At 71.2% G+C, this 21,389-nt stretch carries 19 protein-coding genes; 13 read left to right on the top strand and 6 right to left on the bottom strand.

Going from position 1 to position 21,389, the window contains the following annotated elements; translation table 11 throughout:
* Positions 1-47 precede the first annotated feature (47 nt).
* A complete protein-coding gene (aceE, locus tag ACZ597_RS27480) occupies positions 48-2,780 on the bottom strand; it encodes a pyruvate dehydrogenase (acetyl-transferring), homodimeric type (protein ID WP_471335289.1) in 2,733 nt (910 codons plus the stop codon).
* Positions 2,781-3,218: 438 nt separating this feature from the next.
* Between aceE and ACZ597_RS27475 the strand changes: the two genes are divergently transcribed.
* From ACZ597_RS27475 to ACZ597_RS27450, 6 genes are all read left to right on the top strand, one after another.
* Positions 3,219-3,644 carry a DUF3052 domain-containing protein gene (locus ACZ597_RS27475; protein WP_401243672.1) on the top strand — a complete coding sequence of 142 codons (426 nt, stop codon included), beginning with the start codon at positions 3,219-3,221 and terminating at the stop codon, positions 3,642-3,644.
* Positions 3,645-3,853: 209 nt separating this feature from the next.
* Complete coding sequence (locus ACZ597_RS27470) at positions 3,854-4,312, top strand: peroxiredoxin (protein ID WP_007263894.1); 459 nt, start codon at positions 3,854-3,856, stop codon at positions 4,310-4,312.
* A 126-nt stretch (positions 4,313-4,438) separates the two neighbouring features.
* Entirely contained in the window at positions 4,439-5,014 is a 576-nt protein-coding gene (locus tag ACZ597_RS27465) for a TerD family protein (RefSeq protein WP_385769365.1), read from the top strand.
* Between the two features lie 125 nt (positions 5,015-5,139).
* Positions 5,140-5,715, top strand: a complete 576-nt coding sequence (locus ACZ597_RS27460; protein WP_362461002.1) for a TerD family protein — start codon at positions 5,140-5,142, stop codon at positions 5,713-5,715.
* A 25-nt stretch (positions 5,716-5,740) separates the two neighbouring features.
* Complete coding sequence (locus ACZ597_RS27455) at positions 5,741-6,874, top strand: DUF475 domain-containing protein (RefSeq protein ID WP_042800857.1); 1,134 nt, start codon at positions 5,741-5,743, stop codon at positions 6,872-6,874.
* Positions 6,875-6,991: 117 nt separating this feature from the next.
* Positions 6,992-7,732, top strand: coding sequence for a TerD family protein (locus ACZ597_RS27450; protein ID WP_471335286.1), 741 nt, complete (start codon positions 6,992-6,994; stop codon positions 7,730-7,732).
* 48 nt (positions 7,733-7,780) lie between these two features.
* Here ACZ597_RS27450 and ACZ597_RS27445 read toward each other — a convergent pair whose 3' ends face one another.
* A complete protein-coding gene (locus tag ACZ597_RS27445) occupies positions 7,781-8,566 on the bottom strand; it encodes a TerD family protein (RefSeq protein WP_471335283.1) in 786 nt (261 codons plus the stop codon).
* 194 nt (positions 8,567-8,760) lie between these two features.
* On the opposite strand from ACZ597_RS27445, the gene ACZ597_RS27440 reads away from it, so the two are divergent.
* The 4 genes from ACZ597_RS27440 to ACZ597_RS27425 are packed head-to-tail and all read left to right on the top strand — an operon-like array spanning position 8,761 to position 13,985.
* The gene (locus ACZ597_RS27440) at positions 8,761-9,936 is read left to right on the top strand and encodes an HpcH/HpaI aldolase/citrate lyase family protein (RefSeq protein WP_471335280.1); all 1,176 of its coding nucleotides are present in this window, start codon (positions 8,761-8,763) and stop codon (positions 9,934-9,936) included.
* Between the two features lie 11 nt (positions 9,937-9,947).
* Positions 9,948-12,440: a phosphoribosyltransferase gene (locus ACZ597_RS27435; RefSeq protein ID WP_471335278.1), complete on the top strand. Its 2,493-nt coding sequence runs from the start codon at positions 9,948-9,950 to the stop codon at positions 12,438-12,440.
* 14 nt (positions 12,441-12,454) lie between these two features.
* Complete coding sequence (locus ACZ597_RS27430) at positions 12,455-13,288, top strand: HAD family hydrolase (RefSeq protein WP_471335276.1); 834 nt, start codon at positions 12,455-12,457, stop codon at positions 13,286-13,288.
* 37 nt (positions 13,289-13,325) lie between these two features.
* Positions 13,326-13,985, top strand: a complete 660-nt coding sequence (locus tag ACZ597_RS27425) for an O-methyltransferase (RefSeq protein ID WP_471335273.1) — start codon at positions 13,326-13,328, stop codon at positions 13,983-13,985.
* A 15-nt stretch (positions 13,986-14,000) separates the two neighbouring features.
* Here the strand turns inward: ACZ597_RS27425 and ACZ597_RS27420 are convergent, their stop codons facing one another.
* Together ACZ597_RS27420 and ACZ597_RS27415 are read right to left on the bottom strand one after the other, a co-directional pair.
* Positions 14,001-14,213 (bottom strand): FmdB family zinc ribbon protein, encoded by a 213-nt coding sequence (locus ACZ597_RS27420; protein ID WP_125816540.1) that lies wholly within the window; start codon positions 14,211-14,213, stop codon positions 14,001-14,003.
* 53 nt (positions 14,214-14,266) lie between these two features.
* On the bottom strand, positions 14,267-15,544 hold the full coding sequence (locus ACZ597_RS27415; protein ID WP_471335270.1) for a DNA sulfur modification protein DndB: 1,278 nt from the start codon (positions 15,542-15,544) through the stop codon (positions 14,267-14,269).
* 430 nt (positions 15,545-15,974) lie between these two features.
* On the opposite strand from ACZ597_RS27415, the gene ACZ597_RS27410 reads away from it, so the two are divergent.
* The 3 genes from ACZ597_RS27410 (at position 15,975) to ACZ597_RS27400 (ending at position 19,340) form a co-directional block, all read left to right on the top strand.
* Positions 15,975-17,231, top strand: a complete 1,257-nt coding sequence (locus ACZ597_RS27410; RefSeq protein ID WP_471335267.1) for a hypothetical protein — start codon at positions 15,975-15,977, stop codon at positions 17,229-17,231.
* Positions 17,228-18,562, top strand: coding sequence for a hypothetical protein (locus ACZ597_RS27405; protein ID WP_471335264.1), 1,335 nt, complete (start codon positions 17,228-17,230; stop codon positions 18,560-18,562). Before ACZ597_RS27410 ends, ACZ597_RS27405 begins: the two co-directional genes overlap by 4 nt.
* A 70-nt stretch (positions 18,563-18,632) precedes the next feature.
* On the top strand, positions 18,633-19,340 hold the full coding sequence (locus ACZ597_RS27400; protein ID WP_471335262.1) for a hypothetical protein: 708 nt from the start codon (positions 18,633-18,635) through the stop codon (positions 19,338-19,340).
* A 22-nt stretch (positions 19,341-19,362) separates the two neighbouring features.
* On the opposite strand, the gene ACZ597_RS27395 is transcribed toward ACZ597_RS27400, so the two are convergent.
* Both ACZ597_RS27395 and ACZ597_RS27390 read right to left on the bottom strand, forming a co-directional pair.
* The gene (locus ACZ597_RS27395; RefSeq protein WP_471335259.1) at positions 19,363-20,088 is read right to left on the bottom strand and encodes a DUF4383 domain-containing protein; all 726 of its coding nucleotides are present in this window, start codon (positions 20,086-20,088) and stop codon (positions 19,363-19,365) included.
* Positions 20,089-20,144: 56 nt separating this feature from the next.
* Positions 20,145-21,389, bottom strand: coding sequence for a hypothetical protein (locus tag ACZ597_RS27390; protein WP_471335257.1), 1,245 nt, complete (start codon positions 21,387-21,389; stop codon positions 20,145-20,147).

The raw sequence follows: 21,389 nt of genomic DNA, 5'->3' as shown, positions 1-21,389 counted from the left end.
ACGGGGCTCCCACCTGCGGGCTCGCCGCGGGCGTCAAGCGGCGGGCGTCAGGCGTCGCCGCCCGCCGCGCCCGGGTCCGCCGCCGCCACGTCGAGCAGCTGGTACCGGTCGACGGCCTGCTTCAGCACCGAGCGGTCCACCTTGCCCTCACGGGCCAGCTCGGTGAGCACGGCCAGGACCACCGACTGGGCGTCGATGTGGAAGAAGCGCCGCGCCGCGCCGCGCGTGTCCGCGAAGCCGAAGCCGTCCGCGCCCAGCGAGGTGTACGTACCCGGCACCCAGCGCGAGATCTGGTCCGGCACCGCGCACATCCAGTCCGAGACCGCCACGAACGGCCCCTCCGCGCCCGACAGCTTCCGCGTCACGTACGGGACGCGCTGCTCCTCCTCCGGGTGGAGCAGGTTGTGCTCCTCCACCTCGACGGCCTCGCGGCGCAGCTCGTTCCAGGAGGTCGCCGACCAGACGTCCGCCCGGACGTTCCACTCGGCGGCCAGGATCCGCTGGGCCTCCAGGGCCCACGGCACCGCCACGCCCGAGGCCATGATCTGCGCCCCGACCGCGCCCGAGGTGCCCTGCGAGACCCGGTGGATGCCCTTGAGGATGCCGTCCACGTCGACGCCCGCCGGCTCGGCCGGGTGCTGGATCGGCTCGTTGTAGACCGTCAGGTAGTAGAAGACGTCCTCGGCGTCCGGCCCGTACATCCGCCGCAGACCGTCCTTGACGATGTGCGCGATCTCGTAGCCGTAGGCCGGGTCGTACGCGACGCAGCCCGGGTTCGTCGACGCCAGCAGAAGGGAGTGACCGTCGGCGTGCTGGAGGCCCTCACCCGTGAGGGTGGTCCGGCCGGCGGTCGCGCCCAGGACGAAACCGCGCGCCAGCTGGTCGGCCATCTGCCAGAACTGGTCACCGGTGCGCTGGAAACCGAACATCGAGTAGAAGACGTAGACCGGGATCAGCGGCTCGCCGTGCGTCGCGTACGCCGAACCCGCGGCGATCAGCGAGGCCGTGCAGCCCGCCTCCGAGATGCCGTCGTGCAGCATCTGACCGGTCGGGGACTCCTTGTACGCGAGGAGCAGGTCGCGGTCGACCGCCTCGTACTGCTGGCCCAGCGGGTTGTAGATCTTGGCGCTCGGGAAGAACGCGTCCATGCCGAAGGTGCGGTACTCGTCCGGCGCGATCAGCACGAAGCGCCTGCCGATCTCCTTGTCCCGCATCAGGTCCTTCAGGACGCGGACGAAGGCCATCGTGGTGGCGATCGACTGCTGGCCCGAGCCCTTCTTGGCGGTCGCGTACGCCTTGTCGTCCGGCAGCTGGAGCGGCTTGGCGCGCACCACGCGGGTCGGCACGTAGCCGCCGTGCGCGCTGCGCTGGTCGTGCATGTACTGGATCTCGGGCGAGTTGCGGCCCGGGTGGTAGTACGGCGGAGCGCCGCTCTCCAGCTGGGCGTCGGTGACCGGGATGTGCAGCCGGTCGCGGAAGCGCTTGAGGTCGTCGACCGTCAGCTTCTTCATCTGGTGCGTGGCGTTGCGGCCCTCGAAGTTCGGGCCGAGCGTCCAGCCCTTGACCGTCTGCGCCAGGATCACCGTCGGCTGGCCCTTGTGGGCCTTGGCCGCCGCGTACGCGGCGTAGACCTTCTTGTGGTCGTGGCCGCCGCGGCCCAGGTGCTGGATCTGCTGGTCGGTCATGTTCTCGACCATCGCGCGCAGCCGCTGGTCACCGCCGAAGAAGTGCTCGCGGATGTACGCGCCCGACTCGGTGGCGTACGTCTGGAACTGCCCGTCGGGGGTGGAGTTCATCTTGTTGACCAGGATGCCGTCGCGGTCCTGCGCCAGCAGCGGGTCCCAGGAGCGGTCCCAGATCAGCTTGATGACGTTCCAGCCGGCACCGCGGAAGATCGACTCCAGCTCCTGGATGATCTTTCCGTTGCCGCGCACCGGGCCGTCGAGGCGCTGGAGGTTGCAGTTCACGACGAAGGTCAGGTTGTCGAGGCCCTCGCGCGCCGCCAGGGACAGCTGGCCCAGCGACTCCGGCTCGTCCATCTCGCCGTCGCCGAGGTACGCCCAAACGTGGGACTTGGAGGTGTCCGCGATCCCGCGCGCCTCCATGTACCGGTTCATCCGGGCCTGGTAGATCGCCCCGAGGGGGCCGAGGCCCATCGAGACGGTCGGGAACTCCCAGAAGTCCGGCATCAGCCGCGGGTGCGGGTAGCTGGACAGGCCGTACGGGGCCTTCGACTTCTCCTGCCGGAACGAGTCGAGCTGCTGCTCGGTGAGCCGGTCCAGGAGGTAGGCGCGGGCGTAGATGCCCGGGGAGGCGTGGCCCTGGAAGAAGATCTGGTCGCCGCCGTCACCCTCGTCCTTGCCCCGGAAGAAGTGGTTGAAGCCCACGTCGTAGAGGGAGGCGGAGGAGGCGAACGTGGCGATGTGGCCGCCGACGCCGATCCCGGGGCGCTGGGCGCGGGAGACCATGACCGCGGCGTTCCACCGGGTGGCGTTCAGGACCTTGCGCTCGATCTCCTCGTTGCCGGGGAAGAACGGCTCGTCCTTGGTGGCGATGGTGTTGACGTAGTCCGTGCTGCGCATCTCCGGCACGGCCACGCGCTTCTCGCGGGCCCGCTCGATCAGCCGCAGCATCAGGTAGCGGGCGCGCTCGCGGCCCCGCTCGTCGACGGCGGCGTCCAGGGAGTCGAGCCACTCCTTCGTCTCCTCCGGATCGAAGTCCGGGACCTGGCTCGGAAGACCGCCAATGATGATCGGGTTGCGATCGGATGCGGAAGCCACGCTGTTCCTTCGCTGTCGGGGGAGTCGTGCCTTGGGTCGCCGCCTCCCATGGTCTTACGCCCGGCCGAAATCTTCACCTCTACCACTGGGTAACACCTGGAGCGGAGAAGGAGCGGGCCGGTGTTCCTCGGCCGGTGTCGGGCCAAATCGCAACCATACGCCCAAGTCGATCAGCGGGTTCGCAAGGACGTTCGTCCCTCAAACAGGTAGGAAAGTCCTCATGCGATGCCGAATGAGCTGGAATGGTGTGGGATGAATCACCGGTGGTCCACAGGGGAAGCCTGAAAGTTGCGGCGAGACGGCCGTAATCGTCACCGTTTCGACGGTCTCGGCGGCCGGGTACTTGCGCGATCCGCCGCGCCCGTGTGGACTACGCCCAATGCTGCGCGTACGCGCGCCGCCGGAAGACATTCACCGAACATGAGCAGGAGGCACCCCGTGAGCGCGACCGCGGACCACGCGGAGAGCCTGGCCGCCCGGCTGGGTTTCCAGTCCGAACAGGTGGTCCAGGAGATCGGCTACGACGAGGACGTCGATCAGGAATTCCGTGACGCCGTCGAGACCCTCGTCAGCGAGCTCGCCGACGAGGACTACGACGACGTCGCCGACGCGGTGCTGTTGTGGTTCCGCGACGAGGACGGCGATCTGACGGACGCCCTGGTCGACGCGACCGAGCTGGTCGAGGACGGCGCACTGATCCTGCTGCTGACCCCCAAGACGGGCCGTGACGGCTACGTCGAGGCCAGCGACATCAGCGAGGCCGCCGAGACGGCCGGCCTCTCGCTCGCCAAGGGCGGGCCCGTCGGCAAGGAGTGGACCTCCACCAAGCTGGTGACGCCGAAGGCCGCCAAGGCCAAGCGCTGATCTGCGCCCCGCAGCCAAGCGGAACGCATGCCCCGCCGACCGGGACTCCCCGGTCGGCGGGGCGTGCGCGTTCCGGGACCGGTGCGCGCCGCCGCGGGCTGCGAGCCTCCGGCGCGCCGGTCCGGTCCGGTCCGCGGGGGCGGGCCGTAGGCTGGGGCTCACCCGAACGGCCCCGTGCGGGGACGCAGGAAGACGAAGGGATGCGAGAGATGGCGATCGAGGTCGGACACAAGGCCCCGGACTTCGAGCTCAAGGACAACCACGGCGCCACCGTGAGGCTCTCCGACTTCCGCGGCGAGAAGGCCGTGGTGCTGCTCTTCTACCCCTTCGCCTTCACCGGCGTCTGCACGGGCGAGCTGTGCGAGCTGCGCGACCAGCTGCCCCGCTTCCAGAACGACGACGTGCAGCTGCTGGCCGTCTCCAACGACTCGGTCCCGACCCTGCGCGTCTTCGCGGAGCAGGAGGGCCTGGAGTACCCGCTGCTGTCCGACTTCTGGCCGCACGGCGAGACCTCACGCGCCTACGGCGTCTTCGACGAGGACAAGGGCTGCGCGGTCCGTGGCACCTTCGTCATCGACAAGGACGGCATCGTGCGCTGGACCGTCGTCAACGGCCTGCCCGACGCGCGTGACCTGAACGAGTACATCAAGGCCCTCGACAGCCTCTGAGGGACCCGTCGGCAGCTTCCGCACGAAAACCGCCTGTGGGCGGGAACCCGTCACTAGGATCGAACCGTTGATCCGGTAGCAACGCACGACGGGGCCCCGCCCCATACGAATACCAATGGAGGACCCGTGGGAGTCAGCCTCAGCAAGGGCGGCAACGTCTCGCTGACCAAGGCCGCGCCTAACCTGACGGCGGTCATCGTCGGTCTGGGCTGGGACGCTCGCACCACCACCGGTGTCGACTTCGACCTCGACGCCAGCGCGATCCTGACCAACGACCAGGGCAAGGTCGCCAACGACTCGAACTTCGTGTTCTTCAACAACCTGAAGAGCCCGGACGGGTCGGTCGAGCACACCGGCGACAACACCACCGGTGAGGGCGAAGGCGACGACGAGGCCATCAAGGTCAACCTCGCCGGCGTCCCGGGCGATGTCGCCAAGATCGTCTTCCCCGTCTCGATCTACGAGGCCGAGAGCCGCCAGCAGAGCTTCGGCCAGGTCCGCAACGCCTACATCCGCGTCGTGAACCAGGCCGACAACACCGAGCTCGCCCGCTACGACCTCTCCGAGGACGCCTCGACCGAGACCGCCATGGTCTTCGGCGAGCTGTACCGCAACGGCGCCGAGTGGAAGTTCCGCGCCATCGGCCAGGGCTACGCCTCGGGCCTGCGCGGCATCGCGCAGGACTTCGGCGTCAACGTCTGAGCCGAAACCGAGAGCAGCTCGTCCGTCCGGCGCCGTGCACCCCTGTGTACGGCGCCGGACCGGCTTTGCCACCATGAGCGGGTGGCTCGGCCACCACCACCACGTCGTCCGGGGAGGACCACAACATGGGCGTCACACTCGCCAAGGGGGGCAACGTCTCCCTGTCCAAGGCCGCACCGAACCTCACCCGGGTTCTGATCGGTCTCGGATGGGACGCGCGCTCGACCACGGGGGCGGACTTCGACCTCGACGCCAGCGCACTGCTGTGCAACAGCGGCCGGGTGCTGGGGGACGAGTACTTCGTCTTCTACAACAACCTCAAGAGCCCCGAGGGCTCCGTCGAACACACCGGGGACAACCTCACCGGCGAGGGTGAAGGCGACGACGAGTCGATCATCATCGACCTCACGAAGGTCCCCGCCCAGGTCGACAAGATCGTCTTCCCGGTCTCGATCCACGAGGCGGATTCCCGCCGGCAGAGCTTCGGCCAGGTGAGCAACGCCTTCATCCGCGTGGTGAACATGGCCGACGACCAGGAACTGGCCCGCTACGACCTCACCGAGGACGCCTCCAGCGAGACCGCGATGATCTTCGGCGAGGTCTACCGGTACGGCGGCGAATGGAAGTTCCGTGCGGTAGGACAGGGGTACGCGTCGGGGCTGCGGGGCATCGCTCTAGACTTCGGGGTCAACGTTTCGTAAAGCCGTACAAGACGATGGGGTGCCAGTGGTTCTCAAAACCTTCGGCTGGTCGTTCGCAGTCACTGCGCTCGGTCTGGTCGCAGCGGTGTTCTACGGGGGGTGGACCGCTTTTGGGATCGTGGCGATCCTGTCGATCCTCGAAATCTCGCTGTCCTTCGACAACGCGGTGGTCAACGCCGGAATCCTGAAGAAGATGAACGCCTTCTGGCAGAAGATCTTCCTCACGGTCGGCGTGCTCATCGCCGTGTTCGGCATGCGCCTGGTCTTCCCCGTCGTCATCGTGGCGATCAGTGCCAAGATCGGGCCCATCGAGGCCGTCGACCTGGCGATGACCGACAAGGAGATGTACAAGCAGCTGGTGACGGACGCCCACCCGTCCATCGCCGCCTTCGGCGGCATGTTCCTGCTGATGATCTTCCTCGACTTCATCTTCGAGGACCGCGACATCAAGTGGCTCGCCTGGCTGGAGCGCCCGCTCGCCAAGCTCGGCAAGATCGACATGCTGTCGGCGTGCATCGCGCTGATCGTCCTGGTCATCACCTCGATGACCTTCGCCGCCAACGCCCACCAGCACGGCGGCACCCACGTGGACAAGGCGCAGACCGTCCTGGTCTCCGGCGTCCTCGGCCTGATCACCTACATGATCGTCGGCGGTCTCTCCGGCTACTTCGAGAACAAGCTCGAAGAAGAGGAAGAGGCCGAGCACGAGGCGGAGGAAGCGGCCAAGAAGAGCGGCAAGCCCGTCTCGGCCGTCGCCATGGCCGGCAAGGCCGCGTTCTTCATGTTCCTCTACCTGGAGGTCCTCGACGCCTCCTTCTCCTTCGACGGCGTCATCGGCGCCTTCGCCATCACCAACGACATCGTGCTCATGGCCCTCGGCCTCGGCATCGGTGCCATGTACGTCCGGTCGCTCACGGTCTACCTGGTCCGCCAGGGCACCCTCGACGACTACGTCTACCTGGAGCACGGCGCGCACTACGCGATCGGCGCCCTCGCCGTGATCCTGCTCGTCACCATCCAGTACGAGATCAACGAGGTCATCACCGGCCTCGTCGGCGTCGTGCTCATCGCCTGGTCCTTCTGGTCCTCCGTCCGCCGCAACAAGCGGCTGGAGGCCGAGGGCGGCGACAGCCCCGCGGAGGTCGGTGCCGGGGTGTGACCCGGCCCTGATTGCGGAACGCTTCCGGTAACGACGGGGCGGCCGCGCGGATCCACTGGACCGCGCGACCGCCCCGCCGCACTTTCCGCTGCACGGACCGACCTGGGGGGTTGGAACATGGGGTTCTTCGACGGGATCAGGGGCGCTCGCGCCATGGGCTTCGACTCGGGCAACGCCTCGTCGAACGCCATCGAGCTCACCAAGCGGCAACCGACGGTGTCGCTCACCAAACAGCAGGCCGTCCACGGCAACATGCGCGTGAACCTCTCCTGGCGGATGCGCACCTCCGACTTCGGCGGCCGCTCCGGCCAGAGCGGGCAGCTCTTCCGGCACCCGTTCAAGCTCTTCAAACCAGACATCGTGCAGGCCCACACCCAGGGCATGGTCAACGTGGACCTGGACATGGGCTGCCTCTACGAGCTGACCGACGGCACCCGGGGCGCCGTACAGCCCCTGGGCAACCTGCTCGGCGACCTCAACGATCCGCCGTACGTGAAGCTCAGCGGCGACGACCGCTTCGGCTCGGGCTCGGGGGAGACCCTCTACATCAACCTCGACCACGCCGACGAGATCAAGCGGCTGCTGGTCTTCGTCTACATCTACGACCAGACCCCGGCCTTCGACCGGACCCACGCCCTCGTCACCCTCTACCCGACCGCCGGGCCCAGGATCGAGATCCCGCTGGACGAGAGGCACCCGCAGGCCCGCTCCTGCGCGGTCCTCTCCCTGGAGAAGGCCAGGGGCGAGCTGATCGTCCGCCGCGAGGTGAAGTTCGTGTACGGGTTCCAGGCCGAGCTGGACCGGCTGTACGGCTGGGGGCTCCAGTGGGGCCGGGGCTACAAGAGCACCAAGGCCTGAAGCCCCGGTACGGGGGCCGTGCGGGGGCGCGGGCGGGCCACCGCCCCGTCAGCGGCGGATGAACTGCGGCCCCTGCACCGGCATCCGGAACGACGGGTCTCCGCCCGGAGCCGGCACCGGGACCGGGGACACCGGCTGCGGGTACCCGTACGCGGGCTGGGCGGCCGGCGGGGCCTGGGTGACCGGGGCCGCCGCCGGCGGGCGCATGGCGGCGGTCCGGTCGCCCCCGGGGGCGGCGGGAGCGGCGGCCGGCGCAGCCTCCGCGGCGGAGCCGGCCGCCTCGGCGGCGTTCTCGTCGACGGAGATCCCGTGGTCGGTGGCCAGCCCCACCAGGCCGTCGGAGTAGCCCTCGCCCAGGGCGCGGAACTTCCACCCCTCGCCCCGGCGGTACAGCTCCCCGCAGATCAGCGCCGTCTCGGCGCCGGTCTCCGGGCGGACGTCGAAGTGGGCCAGCGGCTCGGGAGCGCCGCCCGGCGTGGCGTCGTACAGCTGGATCCGCAGGTCGCGGACCTGCTCGAAGGGCACGTCCTCGGCGGAGGCCACCACCAGGACCCGGTCCACGACCGGCGGCACGGCGCGCAGGTCCGCCTGGACCGCGTCGGTGACCCCGTCGCCGACCTGCTTCTTGCCCAGCCGCCACACGGACCCCGAGGGGTGCCGGGGCTGGTTGTAGAAAACGAAGTCCTCGTCCGAGCGCACGCGCCCGTCCGCTCCCACGAGCAGCGCGGAGGCGTCCACGTCCGGCACCTCGGGTCCGGTGGTCCAGCGCAGCACCGCCCGGACCGCCGTGGCGGTCACCGGGATGTTGGAGCCCTTCTGCATCGCGTGCGTCATGCCCGTCATCCTGCCCTCCCGGGGCCGACCGGGACAATGCGGCCCCCCGTAGGGCCTTGTCCCGAACGCGAGAGCTGGGCATGGTGCAAGAGGGTTACCTGAACTTCATGTGCTTGAGGAACTCTTGACTCGCGTTCGTACGTACTATTACCGGCCACGCCAGTTGGGCCGCCGAGGCAGTACGGGGGAAGCACATGCGTCACTTCGGGCACATATCGCCCACCGTCCGCAAGGACCTCTTCCACCAGGAGCCGGCGGAGTTCGACCTGGCCTCCCCGGCCCGCACTCTGGCGGCCGCGCTCGGAGCCACCCTCTACAGCCCGGCCATCCGGCCCAGGCTGGCCGACGACATCCGCAAGCAGGCCGGCCGGGGAGTCGTCTCCATGGTGCTCTGCCTGGAGGATTCCATCAGCGACGCCGAAGTCGTGGACGGCGAGGAGAACCTCGTCCGGCAGTTCGCGGCCCTCGAAGCCGAGGGCGCCGGCCCCGAGGGGCTCCCGCTCCTCTTCATCCGGGTGCGCACTCCCGAGCAGATACCCGATCTCGTCGGGCGGCTCGGCGGCTCCGTTCGCAACCTGGCCGGATTCGTACTACCGAAGTTCACCGAAAGCCGCGGAACGGCCTTCCTGGACGCCGTCGCCCAAGCCGAGGCCGCCTCCGGAGTGGCCCGCCTGTATGCCATGCCGGTCCTGGAGACCCCCGACCTCCTCCACCTGGAGACCCGCGTCGAAGCCCTCGCCGGCATCAAGCGGACCGTCAACCTCTACCGCGAACGGGTCCTCGCCCTACGCCTGGGCGTCACCGACTTCTGCTCCGTCTACGGACTGCGCCGCACCCCCGACATGACCGCGTACGACGTCCAGATCGTCGCCGGCGTCATCGCCGACGTGGTCAACGTCCTCAGCCGCGCCGACGGCACCGGCTTCACCGTCACCGGACCCGTCTGGGAGTACTTCCGCAGCCAGCAGCGCCTCTTCAAGCCGCAGCTGCGCCGCAGCCCCTTCCTGGAGGAGGGCGTGGAGGAGCTGCGCACCGCCCTGATCGAACACGACCTGGACGGCCTGCTCCGCGAGATCGAACTCGACCGCGCCAACGGGCTGCTCGGCAAGACCTGCATCCACCCGGCCCACGTCACGCCGGTGCACGCGCTGTCGGTGGTCTCCCACGAGGAGTTCAGCGACGCCCAGGACATCCTGCGCCCCGAGCGCGGCGGCGGCGGAGTAATGCGCTCCGCCTACACGAACAAGATGAACGAGGTGAAGCCCCACCGGGCCTGGGCCGAGCGCACCATGCTGCGCGCCGAGGTCTTCGGTGTGGCGAAGGAGGAGGTCGGCTTCGTCGACCTCCTGACGGCCGGGCTCCAGGTGTGAGCCGGCCGGCCATGACGAGGAAGGGCAAGACGATCGACACGGTGTGGTCGGGAACCTGGGTCGCCGAACGGCTCGGCGTGGACTTGAGCGGGGCCGGCGGCGGGGCATCGCCCGAGCTGAAGGAGCTGCTCGGGCTGGCCCTGCGGCGCAATCCGAAGCGGGCCCACCTGCTGGTCTCGCAGGTGCTGGGCAAGCACGTCCCGCAGTCGCCCGAAGCCGTGTACGCGGCCGGCCACGGCCTCGGCGTCCGGGTCCGCGAGCTGCTCGGCGACTCCGCCGCCGACGCGGTCGTCCTCGGCTACGCGGAAACCGCCACCGGGCTCGGCCACTGCGTCGCCGACGGCCTGGGGCCCGCCCCCTACCTGCACTCCACGCGCCGCCCGGTGCCCGGGCTGCGGCCCGCCGGCGGGTTCGAGGAGGCACACTCGCACGCCACCTCGCACCTCCTGCTGCCCGAGGACCCCGCGCTGCTGTCCGGGGCGGGGCCGCTGGTCCTCGTCGACGACGAGTTCTCCACCGGCAACACGGTGCTGAACACCATCCGCGACCTCCACGCCCGCCACCCGCGCGCGCACTACGTGGTCGTCGCCCTCGTGGACATGCGCTCCGCCGCAGACCGCGACCGGCTCACCGCCTTCGCCGCCGAGCTGGGCGCGCGGGTGGACCTGATCGCCCTGGCCTCCGGGTCGGTCTCCCTCCCGGACGGGGTCCTGGAGAAGGGGCGGGCACTGGTCGAGGAGTACGAGGCGACGGCCCCGCAGCCGACCGGCCCGCAGACGCCGGTCCCGCAGGCAACGGCGGAAGGCGCCGCCGCCCGGCCGCCCGTCGCCCGGGTGCCGCTCGGCTGGCCCGCCGGGCTGCCGGACGGCGGCCGCCACGGCTTCACCGCCGCACACCGCGAGGTGCTGGAGGCCGCCCTGCCCGCCATGGCCGCGCGGCTCGCCGACGCGCTCGGCGCGGAGCCCGGAAGGGTCCTCGTACTCGGCAACGAGGAGCTCATGTACGCGCCGCTGCGCCTCGCGCGGGCCCTGGAGGAGTCCGGGACCGCCCGCGAGGTGCGGTTCTCCACCACCACCCGCTCGCCGGTGCTCGCCGTCGACGACCCCGGCTACGCCATCCGCACCCGGCTCGTCTTCCCCGCGCACGACGCCCCCGCCGACGGGCCCGGCGACCGCTACGCCTACAACGTCGCCGGCGCCGGCTTCGACGCCGTCGTCGCCGTCGTCGACTCCGCCGGGGACACCCCCGAGCTGCACGCCGGGCTGCTGGCCCGGCTCGCCGCGCACACCGGCCGGGTCGTCCTGGCCGTCGTCCCGTCCCACATACCCGACGACCGGCAGGAGCCGACCGTGACCGAGCCGCCGCTGCCCGAACCGCTGCGGGGGCCGGCCTTCTCCTCGTACGCCCCCGAGGACGTCGGCTGGCTCCTCCAGGACCTCTCCGAGGTACGGCTGGAGGCCCCGACCGAGGAGCGCGAGGAGGCCATCCAGGCGGGCGGCGCCCACTACGCAGAGTCCCTGCCCGTCGAGTACCAGCCCTCGCCGGAGTACCAGGAGCTCTACCGCGGCGCCCTGGACGCCTCGGCGGCCCGGATCGCCCGCGCCGTCGGCACCGTCACCGAGACCGTGCTCGCCGAGCGCTCCCCCTCGCCGGTACTGGTCTCCCTGGCCCGCGCGGGGACCCCCGTCGGCGTGCTGATGCGCCGCTGGGCCCGTGCCCGGCACGGCCTCGACCTGCCCCACTACGCCGTCTCCATCGTCCGCGGCCGGGGCATCGACGCCAACGCGCTGCGCTGGCTCGCCGCCCACCACGACCCCGCCGACGTGGTCTTCGTCGACGGCTGGACCGGCAAGGGCGCCATCACCCGCGAGCTGCGCGAGGCCCTCGAAGGGTTCCCCGGCTTCAACCCGGAGATCGTCGTCCTCGCCGACCCCGGCTCCTGCGTGGAGACCTACGGCACCCGCGAGGACTTCCTGATCCCCTCCGCCTGCCTCAACTCCACCGTTTCCGGACTCGTCTCGCGTACGGTGCTCAGGTCCGACCTGGTCGGCCCCCGCGACTTCCACGGCGCGAAGTTCTACCGGGAGCTGGCCGGAGCCGATGTCTCCGCCGCCTTCGTCGACACCGTCGCCGCCCGCTTCGACGAGGTCGCCGACGCGGTTGCCGCCGAGGTCAAGGAGCTCCTCGCCGCCGACCGCACCCCGACCTGGGTGGGCTGGGCGGCGGTGGAGCGGATCAGCGAGGAGTACGGCATCCACGACGTGAACCTCGTCAAGCCCGGCGTCGGCGAGACGACGCGGGTGCTGCTGCGCCGCGTGCCGTGGAAGATCCTGGCCCAGCGCGGGGCCGGCTCCGACCTGGACCACGTACGCCTGCTCGCCGAGCAGCGCGGGGTGCCGGTCGAGGAGGTCGACGACCTTCCGTACACCTGTGTAGGACTCATCCACCCCCGCTTCACGCGCGGCGCCACGGGCGCCGACGGAAAGGCAGTGGCCTCCCAGTGACCCCAGTTACCCCGGTGACCCGTCAAGAGACCGTCCTCGTAGCCAGTGACCTCGACCGGACCCTCATCTACTCCTCGGCCGCCCTCGGCCTGACCATGCCCGACCCGGAGGCCCCCCGGCTGCTGTGCGTCGAGGTGCACGAGGGCAAGCCGCTGTCGTACATGACGGAGACGGCGGCGGCGCTGCTCGCGGAACTGGCCGCCGACCCGGCCGCGGTCTTCGTCCCGACCACCACCCGCACCCGCAAGCAGTACCAGCGGATCCGCTTCCCCGGCCCCCCGGCCCGTTACGCGATCTGCGCCAACGGCGGCCAGCTGCTGGTGGACGGCGTCCCGGACCGGGACTGGCGGCGAGCGGTGGCCGGACGCCTCGCGGCGGAGTGCGCCCCGCTGGAGGAGGTGCACCAGCACCTGCTGGCCGTGTCCGACCCCGCGTGGCTGCGCAAGGCGCGCCTGGCCGAGGACCTCTTCGCGTACCTGGTCGTCGAGCGGGCGCTGGTCCCCGACGAGTGGCTCAAGGCCCTGACCGAGTGGTCCGAGGCCCGGGGCTGGACGGTCTCGCTCCAGGGCCGCAAGATCTACGCCGTCCCGCGCCCGCTGACCAAGAGCGCCGCGATGCACGAGGTCGCCCGCCGCACGGGAGCGGCCGCCACCCTCGCCGCCGGCGACTCCCTGCTCGACGCGGACCTGCTGCTCGCGGCCGGCCGGGCCTGGCGGCCGGGGCACGGCGAGCTGGCCGACGCGGGCTGGACCGCCCCCACGGTGACGGCTCTCGGCACGGCCGGGGTCCTGGCGGGCGAGGAGATCGTCCGGGAATTCCGTCGGGCGGTCGCCGCACCGGGCGCATGACCCGCGGGCCGTCGCGGGCGGTTGGCACACTGACCGCATGACCAAGGGCAACAGCACCAAGATCACCGACGAGCTCTACCAGTACGTCCTGGCCCACAATCCCCCGCTGGACGAGATCCAGCGGGGGCTCGTGCGGACCACCTGGGAGAAGTTCCCCGAGTCGGCCGGCATGCAGTCCGCGGAGGAGCAGGGACCGCTGCTGGCCTTCCTGGTCCGGCTCACCGGCGCCCGCCACGTGGTGGAGGTCGGCACCTTCACCGGCTTCTCGGCCCTGTCCATGGCCCAGGCCCTCCCGGCCGACGGCCGCCTGATCGCCTGCGACGTCTCGCGCGAGTGGACCGCGTACGGCCGCGAGGCCTGGGAGGCGGCCGGCGTCGCGGACCGGATCGACCTGCGCATCGCCCCGGCGCTGGAGACGCTGCGCGCCATGCCGGCGGAGCCGCACATCGACATGGCGTACGTCGACGCGGACAAGGAGAACCAGATCCTCTACTGGGAGGAGCTGGTGCCGAGGCTGCGGCCGAGCGGGCTGATCGTCACCGACAACACCCTGTTCCACGGCACCGTCCTCGACGAGTCGCCGCAGGGCCGGGGTGCGAGCGTCCGCGCGTTCAACGAGCACGCCATGGCCGACACCCGCATGGAATCCGTCCTGCTGGCGATCTCGGACGGCCTGACCCTCTCGCGCAAGCGCTGAGGCCCCCGGGCCCCGTCAGCCGCAGCCGCCCCCACCGCAGCAACCGCCCCCACCGGCGGGCGCGGCCGCGGGGGCACTGCTGGTCCCGCCGACGGCGACGGCGGAGAGCAGCTTGACGGTGTCGGCGTGCCCCGCGGGGCAGTCGGCGGGCGCGGACGACTCGGCCATCGGCCGGCTGACCTCAAAGGTGTCGTCGCAGGTCCGGCAGCGGTATTCGTAACGAGGCATGCGACCCACATTAGGCTTTCGAGGTCCGCCGCGGTACCACCGCAGCACCGCAGCTACTCGGTGACGGAGAGACGGCCGCGGATCTGGCGGTAGCGCGGGGAAGAGGGATCCTCCAGTGCCGCCGCCGTCTTCGAGCCGCTGTCCTTGACACCACCCGCCAGGGACAGGACGGTCGCCCCGGTCCGCGCGCTGACCGTCGTCTTGCCGACACTGCCGTCCCAGATCCTGGGGTCGCGTTCCCAGCTCACGTCCGAGAGGAGGGCGATGAGCTGCTCGCCGGTGCGCCGCGGTTCACCGGCCCACGGCATCGACCGGTGGACGACCACGCCGAGGGCCGCCAGCATGGCCGGCGCCGCGATCACCGTCTCGCTGCGGTTGTCGAACTGCTTGGCGAACGTGCCGAAGACGAGGGTGGCGGCTTCGGCGATGGCCGTGACGGCCAGGTCGACGGTGCAGCCCGGGGGAAGGTCGGTGACGGACCCGCTGGTCTTGTCGAAGCCGGCCCGGCCGAACAGTGCGGTGATCACGAAGGCGCGCAGGGAGGAGAGCGTCATCCACTCGGGGTCGGTCGCCTTCAGCTGGCGGGGGCGCGTCGAGACGAGCTCGTCCAGCCGGACGTCCTGGCCCGCGGACGAGCTGGGGACCAGCACCCGCTCCAGCAGCGCGAAGGTGATGTTCGTCGCCAGATTGCTGGAGTCGGAGGCGAGGGCGACGTTCTTGTTGGGGATGACGCCGAGCAGATTGCGGTCGTGGAAGATCTGCCGGGCGTCCCGCAGGCCGATGCGGTGGTAGATCTCGACGCTCACCAGCCGGTTGGTGATCTGGTTCTTCGCCAGGCCGTGGGCTTCGGGGTCCTCTTGCAGCAGGATGTGGGCGAGGTGCTGGGTCTCGGCGTCCACCAGGATGCCGGTCGCGTCGAACGGCATGTAGGCGAGCAGGTCGTCGCCGAACGGGCTCTTGTACCGGACGACGTCCATGTCGCCCGGCAGCCACAGGGCGAAGGGGGGAGTGGCCCAGCGCTCGCCCCGGTCCCCGCGGAGCCCGGCCGCGATGTAGCGGGCGTAGTCCTTGGCGTTGGCCTTCTTCTTCGTTCCCTGGATGGTGCGCTGGATCTCGTTGCGGAGTTCCGCCTGCTCCCGCTGGGAGGTGGACAGGTACTGGAGGGCTCGGGGGACCTCGGCCTGACGGGGATCGGGCACGATGCCGAAGAGCTGCCCCCAGGGCATGATCGCCAAGTACCGGTGGGGGGTGACCTGTTGAATGCGCACGGGACGGCCGCGCGTCAGGTCCACCTGGTCCACGTACTCCGGCTCTGCGGCGGTGATGCTCATCGGATTCCTCTCGAACGGGGCCGGCGCGCGGTGGTGCCCGGTCGCCCTGTGCGGATGAAAGGGGTCGCGGCCTCCGGGCAGCGGCGCAGGGCCGGACGGGGGAGGCGCGATCTGCCTGAACCACAGCCACCGGGGGCCAACGGACGGGCCGGTCGGGGTGGTTGCGTTCCGAGGGAACTGTAGGTGCCGTCAGGGCCGCAGGACGGCCCGCCGGGGGAATTCGCGGGAATTATATGAATGTCGGCGTCCTCATGCCCCATGAGGACGCCGACATTCACATAAGCATTGCCGACCTGCTGGTGAGCCATGACAGTTGGCGGAGTCCGACGCCCCGAGCCGGTGCCCTGGAGGTCTCCGTGTCATCTCCCCGTGCCACTTCGCCCGCACATCGAGAACGAAAGCCGGCCCCTCGCGCCGGGCGGACGACCGGATGAGCGTGGGGGGCTCGGGAATCCCGCGCCTTCAGGACCTCGCGTACGTCGAAGTCGCCGCGCTCGGCGTGGCCAAGGGGCTCACCTTCGAGGAGATCCGCTGCGCGCTCGTGAACTGGGCCGCGGCCGTCGCCAGAGAAGGGGACACCGACGGCTCCTTCGACGAGCGCAAGTGGGAACTGGCCCGGACCGACACGAGGAAGCACGTCCACAACACCGTGGACGTACTGAAGGAGCTCATGCGGCTTGGCTGGGTCGAGCGGCACATCCTGCCGTCGACCCCGAAGTCCGCCTACGCGCACGCGCAGGTGACCTTCTCCCTCACCGGAGCCGGCCGCGCCTGGGCCGACCTGGTGGCCGCGGACCGGCCGGCCGGGTACAACGCCCTCACCGCGGCCCTGCTGGACGCGCATCCGCAGTTCGCGGGGTACCTGGACGTGGTCGGCGCGCGGCCCGGCGGGTCCGGGGGGTCCGGGGGCCACCTGACCGTGCCGGTCCTGAGGGCCGACAACGCCGCCCGCCTCGTGCACGAGGAGTTCCTCGGAGACTTCGTCGAGTACGCCGCGTCAGCCGCCCGGCAGGGAAACCTCGGCTGGACGGCACCGCCCGAAGCCATCGACGCGGGAGTGCGGAGCTACGTCACGCAGGCCGGTCAGCGCTGGCAGGCCCGGGACCGGGAGATGACCCGGAAGCAGTTCGTGCTCACCTGCGAGGAGGCGATCGTCCGGTTCGCCTTCCAGGCGGCCGGCTGCCGCCTCGACTACATCAGTCACGAACTGCTGCGCCGGTGGACGAGGTTCCTCGGCCTGGCCAACTTCAGCTACTACGCCCCCGGTCCGCCCGCCCTGCGCTTCTGGGCGACCGCCGAACTCGACGGCTCCGGAGGCGGGCTGGCGATCCGCAGAGCGGTCGGCCCGCAGACGCGCAGGGCCGCCCTCGACGCCCTCCTCCAGGTGTGGCAGGACCAACGCGCCGACGCGGCGGGCGACATGTACCTCCCCATCTGGCGGGTGCGTGCCGCCGTCTGCTGGAGACAGCGCATCAGCGACGACGAGTTCGACGCCGCCATCGTCGAGGCCCTCGCGGGCCGGCACCCGGGGCTGGGACTGAACATCCACCTGGACCAGGCCTCCAACGGGGCCACACCGGCCTCCACCCGCCCCCTGGTCACCGCCACGCAGGGCGGTCTGCCGCGCGTCTTCAACGTCATCCGTGTCGTTCCGGCACACCAGAACGAGGACAAGGAACCCCGATGAGCTCATCAGTCACCCCGCTGGCAGGCACCGTCTGGCTGAAGAAGCGGTGGCACCTTCGCAACAACCCCTTCCCGAGCACGGGCATCGCCAGACTGGGCGGTACCGACCTGCGCGAGAACGGCCTGCTGTACGAACCGGACGTCAATGCCCCGCAGCTGCGCGAAGCGATCGAGAAGTTCGTTCTCGGAGCGGCCTTCTCCGGCCTGAAATTCGGATACCTGTGGTCGACGGGAACGGCACCCGGAGACTCCGATGCGCGCGGATTCGGGAAATCCGTTCTGATGCAGCACCTGACCGGCATCCTGAACAAGGACTTCGGCCGGGAGGCCTACCTCTCGGCCGGGCTGGACGAGGAGGACGCCGCCGAGATCCCGATGTGCGGCCTGCTGACCAGCTTCGACACGGCCCAGATCCGGTCACTGGGCGCGGCCCTGTTCACGGCCGTGGAGTACGCGACCGACTTCCGGGTGAGCGACGGCGACCCGACCCTCGCGCAGCTCCTCCGCGCCCGGCTCATCGACCGGACGGGCAGCGACGACCCCAGCACCCTGCTCAAACTGGTCGCCGACGAGCACCGCTCCCTGCGGGGCCGGACGCTCGGCCCACCGGACGACAAGCTGATCGTCGCGCTGTGCGACGAGGACCCCAAGGTCGCGGCGGACTACCTCGACCACGTCAAGCCCGCCTCGCGAACCCGCAACGGAGCCGTCTACCTGGCGACCTTCCTGCTCTTCGCGGCGGCCGCCGGGATGAAGCACGTCCTCCTCTGCTGCGACCAGCTGGAGGACCTGGCCAGCACCACCACCGCACGGGCCAAGCGGGAACTCGAAACGGAGCGCTTCCGCGACGTCATCGTCGAAACCCTCCCCATGGCCGACATGCTCAGCGTGGTCGTCACCATGCACCCCCGGGCAGCGCTCACCATCGGAACCGCCTGGGAACTCGCAGACCTTCCCCCCTTCGAAACCACCGAGGCCAACAAGCACCGCACGGTGATGCTGCCCGGCCTGCGCGACGTCTCCGAGGCCACGAAGCTGCTGACGCGCTACCTGGACGCAGCGGCCAAACCGGGATCGCCCCGTCCGGCAGGAGACGTGCACCCCTTCACCCAGGCTGCCGTGGCGGCGCTGTTCGGCCGCTCGAACCGCAAACCGCGGGACGTGCTGCGCAAGGCCCACTCCGTCATGGACGCAGCGGCGGGCGAGAACCTCGACCTCATCGAGGTGGAGGACGTGAGCCGGTTCCTCGACGCCCTGGGCCCCGCGGCGGGGGACGACGCCGCGCCGGGCTTCCCCGCCCCGGCCGGAACGCTCGACTGGAGCCGCGGATGACCGGACGCGGGCCCCTCGGGCGTGCCGCGCGCACGGGGCGGCGATGGGTGACGAGGCGGGGCGGGGGCCGGTGAACGGAGCCTTAACCGTACGGTCCGGCGCCGAACGGTGCGGCAGCTGCCACGCGGAGCTGGGGGCGTGGGAAGCCGGCCGCTGCGGATGCAGGGGGCCGCTCGGCGGCAGCCACGCCGAGTACCTGTACGCGGTGGCCTGCTCGCTGCCCGGACCCGTCCACGTACGGGACCTGGTACGCCTCGCCCTGCACGACCACCGGCAGGCGATCGTGGAGGCGTCCGCCAAGGTCGCCGTGGCGGCGGACCGCCGCTTCTGCTGGTCAGGGGCCGGTGTCTACGGGCTGTACCGGCACGGGCCGCTGCCGGGACCACGCGGCCTGGAGCACGCCGGGCGAGTGGTCCTGGCATCCACCCGCGCACCCCTCACCGTCTCCGCCCTGGACTACTGCCTCAAGGGCATGGGCTACCGCTACCACCTCGGCTCGCTCCGCAACGCCCTCAGACAGTCGGCCCGCATCACGCTCCACGCGGACGGCCGCTGGTCGCACCCCGTCGGCGAGGAGGCCGAGCGGCGACTGCTCAGGGAGGTACCCGTCCTGCCGCCCCGACGCCACCAGGACTGGGCGGGGCTGCGCGATGCGCTCGCCCGCCGGTTCGACGACGCACTGGCCCTGCGCGAGACACGGCTGAGGGCGCTGGCCCGGCCGAACCGGTTCGGACTCGACTGGGGCGACCGGAGCGGGCAAGCCTCGCTCTGGCCCTGACACCGGTCCGCGGGCAGGGGCCTCAGACACCCCTGCCCGTACCGGGCGCGGGCGGTCGTCGACCCTGGCGCGTCTCACGCGCCGCCTGCTCGGGGTGGCGGGCGCGCCAGTACGGGTTGTCGTGCGGGAGGGCGCTGCCGACCCGCCCGTACATCCCGAACCACATCAGCATCACGCCCACGACGAAGCTGAACAGCACGTTCTGGATGTGGAACGCCAGGAAGTTCAGGCCGGTGTCCAGCAGGGCGAGGTTGACGAACCCGCTCACGATGAAGGCGATCCCGAGCACGATGTTCAGGGTGGACGCGAAGGTTCCGCCGATCACCATCCCGGCGAACAGCAGCGCGCCGATACAGATCGACAGGACGCTCAGCGCACCATTCGTGTTCAGCGCGAGCACCGTGTCGCCGCCGGTGTCGAAGAAGCCGATCCTGTCGATCAGCCCCAGGATGCCGAACGCCACCAGCAGCAGCCCGGTCAGGCCCGCACCCACCCGGTACACCTTGCTGAGCCTGTGGTCGGCGGGCAGGTGCTCGTCCAGCCGGGCGTTGACCGGGTGCAGCATCCGCTCCACCAGGCGCGGCCCCTGCCGTTCCGGCGGCGGCCCGTACGGCTCGTGGGGCACGTAGGGCGCGTAGTGCTCGTGGGGCTCGGTGCACCCGTACGCCGCGTGCGCCACGTACGGCTCGTGGGGCACGGGGGGAGCCGCCCGGTGCGTGCGGGGCCGGTGGAACGCGTGGGCAGCCATGGCGCCCTCCTCAGTCCGCTGTTCCGTTCCAGCATCCGCCGCCGCCCGCGCCCTGGCTACCCCACCGCGCGCTGGTCGCGGATGTCCGACACCACCCGGCCCACCGCCGCCCGCACCTGCTCCAGCTCCTGGAGGAACTGCCAGTAGTCCGGATGCCGCCCCTCCAGCCCGGCCAGCGCCCGCTCCATCCGCGCCACCGACTCGTCCAGCGGCCGCGCGTGCCGCGGATCGGGCACGCTCCGGCCGGCCATCGCCAGCCGCTGCGCGTCCCGGATCGCGAAGCGGGTCCGCTCCACCTCCGCCTTCGGGTCCCGCGCCACCGCCTCCAGCCGCGTCAGCCGGTCCTGCGCGGCCGACACCGCCTCGTCGGTGGCGTCCAGCGCGGCCCGCACCGCCTCGACCAGTACCGTTACGTCGGCCCAGCGCTGTTCCTCCCGCGCCCGGGCGGCCTCCGCCAGCCGGTCCTCCGCCTGCGCGACGTCCCGTACCGCCTGATCGGGAACGTGCTGGAGGTCCTGCCAGCAGGCCGCGCTGAACCGGCGCCTCAGCTCGCTGAGCACCGGATCCACCCGGTCCGCCCGGTTGCGCAGCGCCTGCGCCCGGGTCCGCAGGCTCACCAGCCGCCGGTCCACCTCCGAGGCCCGCTCCGGAAGCCGCGCCGCCTCGGCCCGCACGGCCTCCGCGTCCCGCAGGATCCGGTCGGCGCGCTGCACGGTCTCCTGCACTCCGTGCAGGGCCGCGCCCTGGTTCAGCTTCGTCAGCTCCGGCCCCAGCGCCGCCAGCCGCGCCGCGAGGTCGTCCGCCCGCATCCCCCCGGCCCGTGCGGCGTCCAGCGCGTCGCTCGCCGCCAGCAGCGCGGCCTTCGCCCGCTCCCGCGCCGGCGCGACCCGCGCCAGCTGCGTCTCCGCCTTGTCCAGCAGCGGCTGCAGCCCCTCCGCGAACCGCTCCAGCTCCCCCTTGACCCGCACCAGCTCGTCGCGCGCCCGGGTCAGCTGCTCCCGCGCCCGCGCGGCGGCGGAACCCTCCAGGTCGACCCGGTCCAGGTCGTGCGCGTCGACGGCCTCGATGTAGGCGTGGCTGACCTCGTCGATGCGCCGCCCGAGAGCCGCGAACCCCTCGGTGGCCTGCCGCGCCGCGGGAGACCCGTCGGCGGCGGCGATGGTCTCGATGGAGATCCGCAGATCCCGCTGCGCGGTGTCCAGCTCGTAGAACGCGGCCGCGGCGGCATCCTTCGCCGCCTGCGCATCGGCCCGCCGACCCTCGTCCCGCCCACCGAACCACCGCCGGGATGCCGTCGTCAC

The organism is Streptomyces sp. NPDC040718 (genome assembly GCF_055593565.1).
The sequence above is the reverse complement of the archived record's forward strand: the minus strand, read 5'-3'. Positions and strand labels throughout refer to the sequence as shown.

Excerpts from the sequence above, each read along its gene's own strand:
- ACZ597_RS27395 (WP_471335259.1), bottom strand. The coding sequence starts at position 20,088 with ATGGCTGCCCACGCGTTCCACCGGCCCCGCACGCACCGGGCGGCTCCC.
- ACZ597_RS27450 (WP_471335286.1), top strand. The coding sequence starts at position 6,992 with ATGGGGTTCTTCGACGGGATCAGGGGCGCTCGCGCCATGGGCTTCGAC.
- ACZ597_RS27420 (WP_125816540.1), bottom strand. The coding sequence starts at position 14,213 with ATGCCTCGTTACGAATACCGCTGCCGGACCTGCGACGACACCTTTGAG.
- ACZ597_RS27445 (WP_471335283.1), bottom strand. The coding sequence starts at position 8,566 with ATGACGCACGCGATGCAGAAGGGCTCCAACATCCCGGTGACCGCCACG.
- ACZ597_RS27425 (WP_471335273.1), top strand. The coding sequence starts at position 13,326 with ATGACCAAGGGCAACAGCACCAAGATCACCGACGAGCTCTACCAGTAC.
- ACZ597_RS27410 (WP_471335267.1), top strand. The coding sequence starts at position 15,975 with ATGAGCGTGGGGGGCTCGGGAATCCCGCGCCTTCAGGACCTCGCGTAC.
- ACZ597_RS27435 (WP_471335278.1), top strand. The coding sequence starts at position 9,948 with ATGACGAGGAAGGGCAAGACGATCGACACGGTGTGGTCGGGAACCTGG.
- ACZ597_RS27415 (WP_471335270.1), bottom strand. The coding sequence starts at position 15,544 with ATGAGCATCACCGCCGCAGAGCCGGAGTACGTGGACCAGGTGGACCTG.
- ACZ597_RS27440 (WP_471335280.1), top strand. The coding sequence starts at position 8,761 with ATGCGTCACTTCGGGCACATATCGCCCACCGTCCGCAAGGACCTCTTC.
- ACZ597_RS27405 (WP_471335264.1), top strand. The coding sequence starts at position 17,228 with ATGAGCTCATCAGTCACCCCGCTGGCAGGCACCGTCTGGCTGAAGAAG.
- ACZ597_RS27470 (WP_007263894.1), top strand. The coding sequence starts at position 3,854 with ATGGCGATCGAGGTCGGACACAAGGCCCCGGACTTCGAGCTCAAGGAC.
- ACZ597_RS27460 (WP_362461002.1), top strand. The coding sequence starts at position 5,140 with ATGGGCGTCACACTCGCCAAGGGGGGCAACGTCTCCCTGTCCAAGGCC.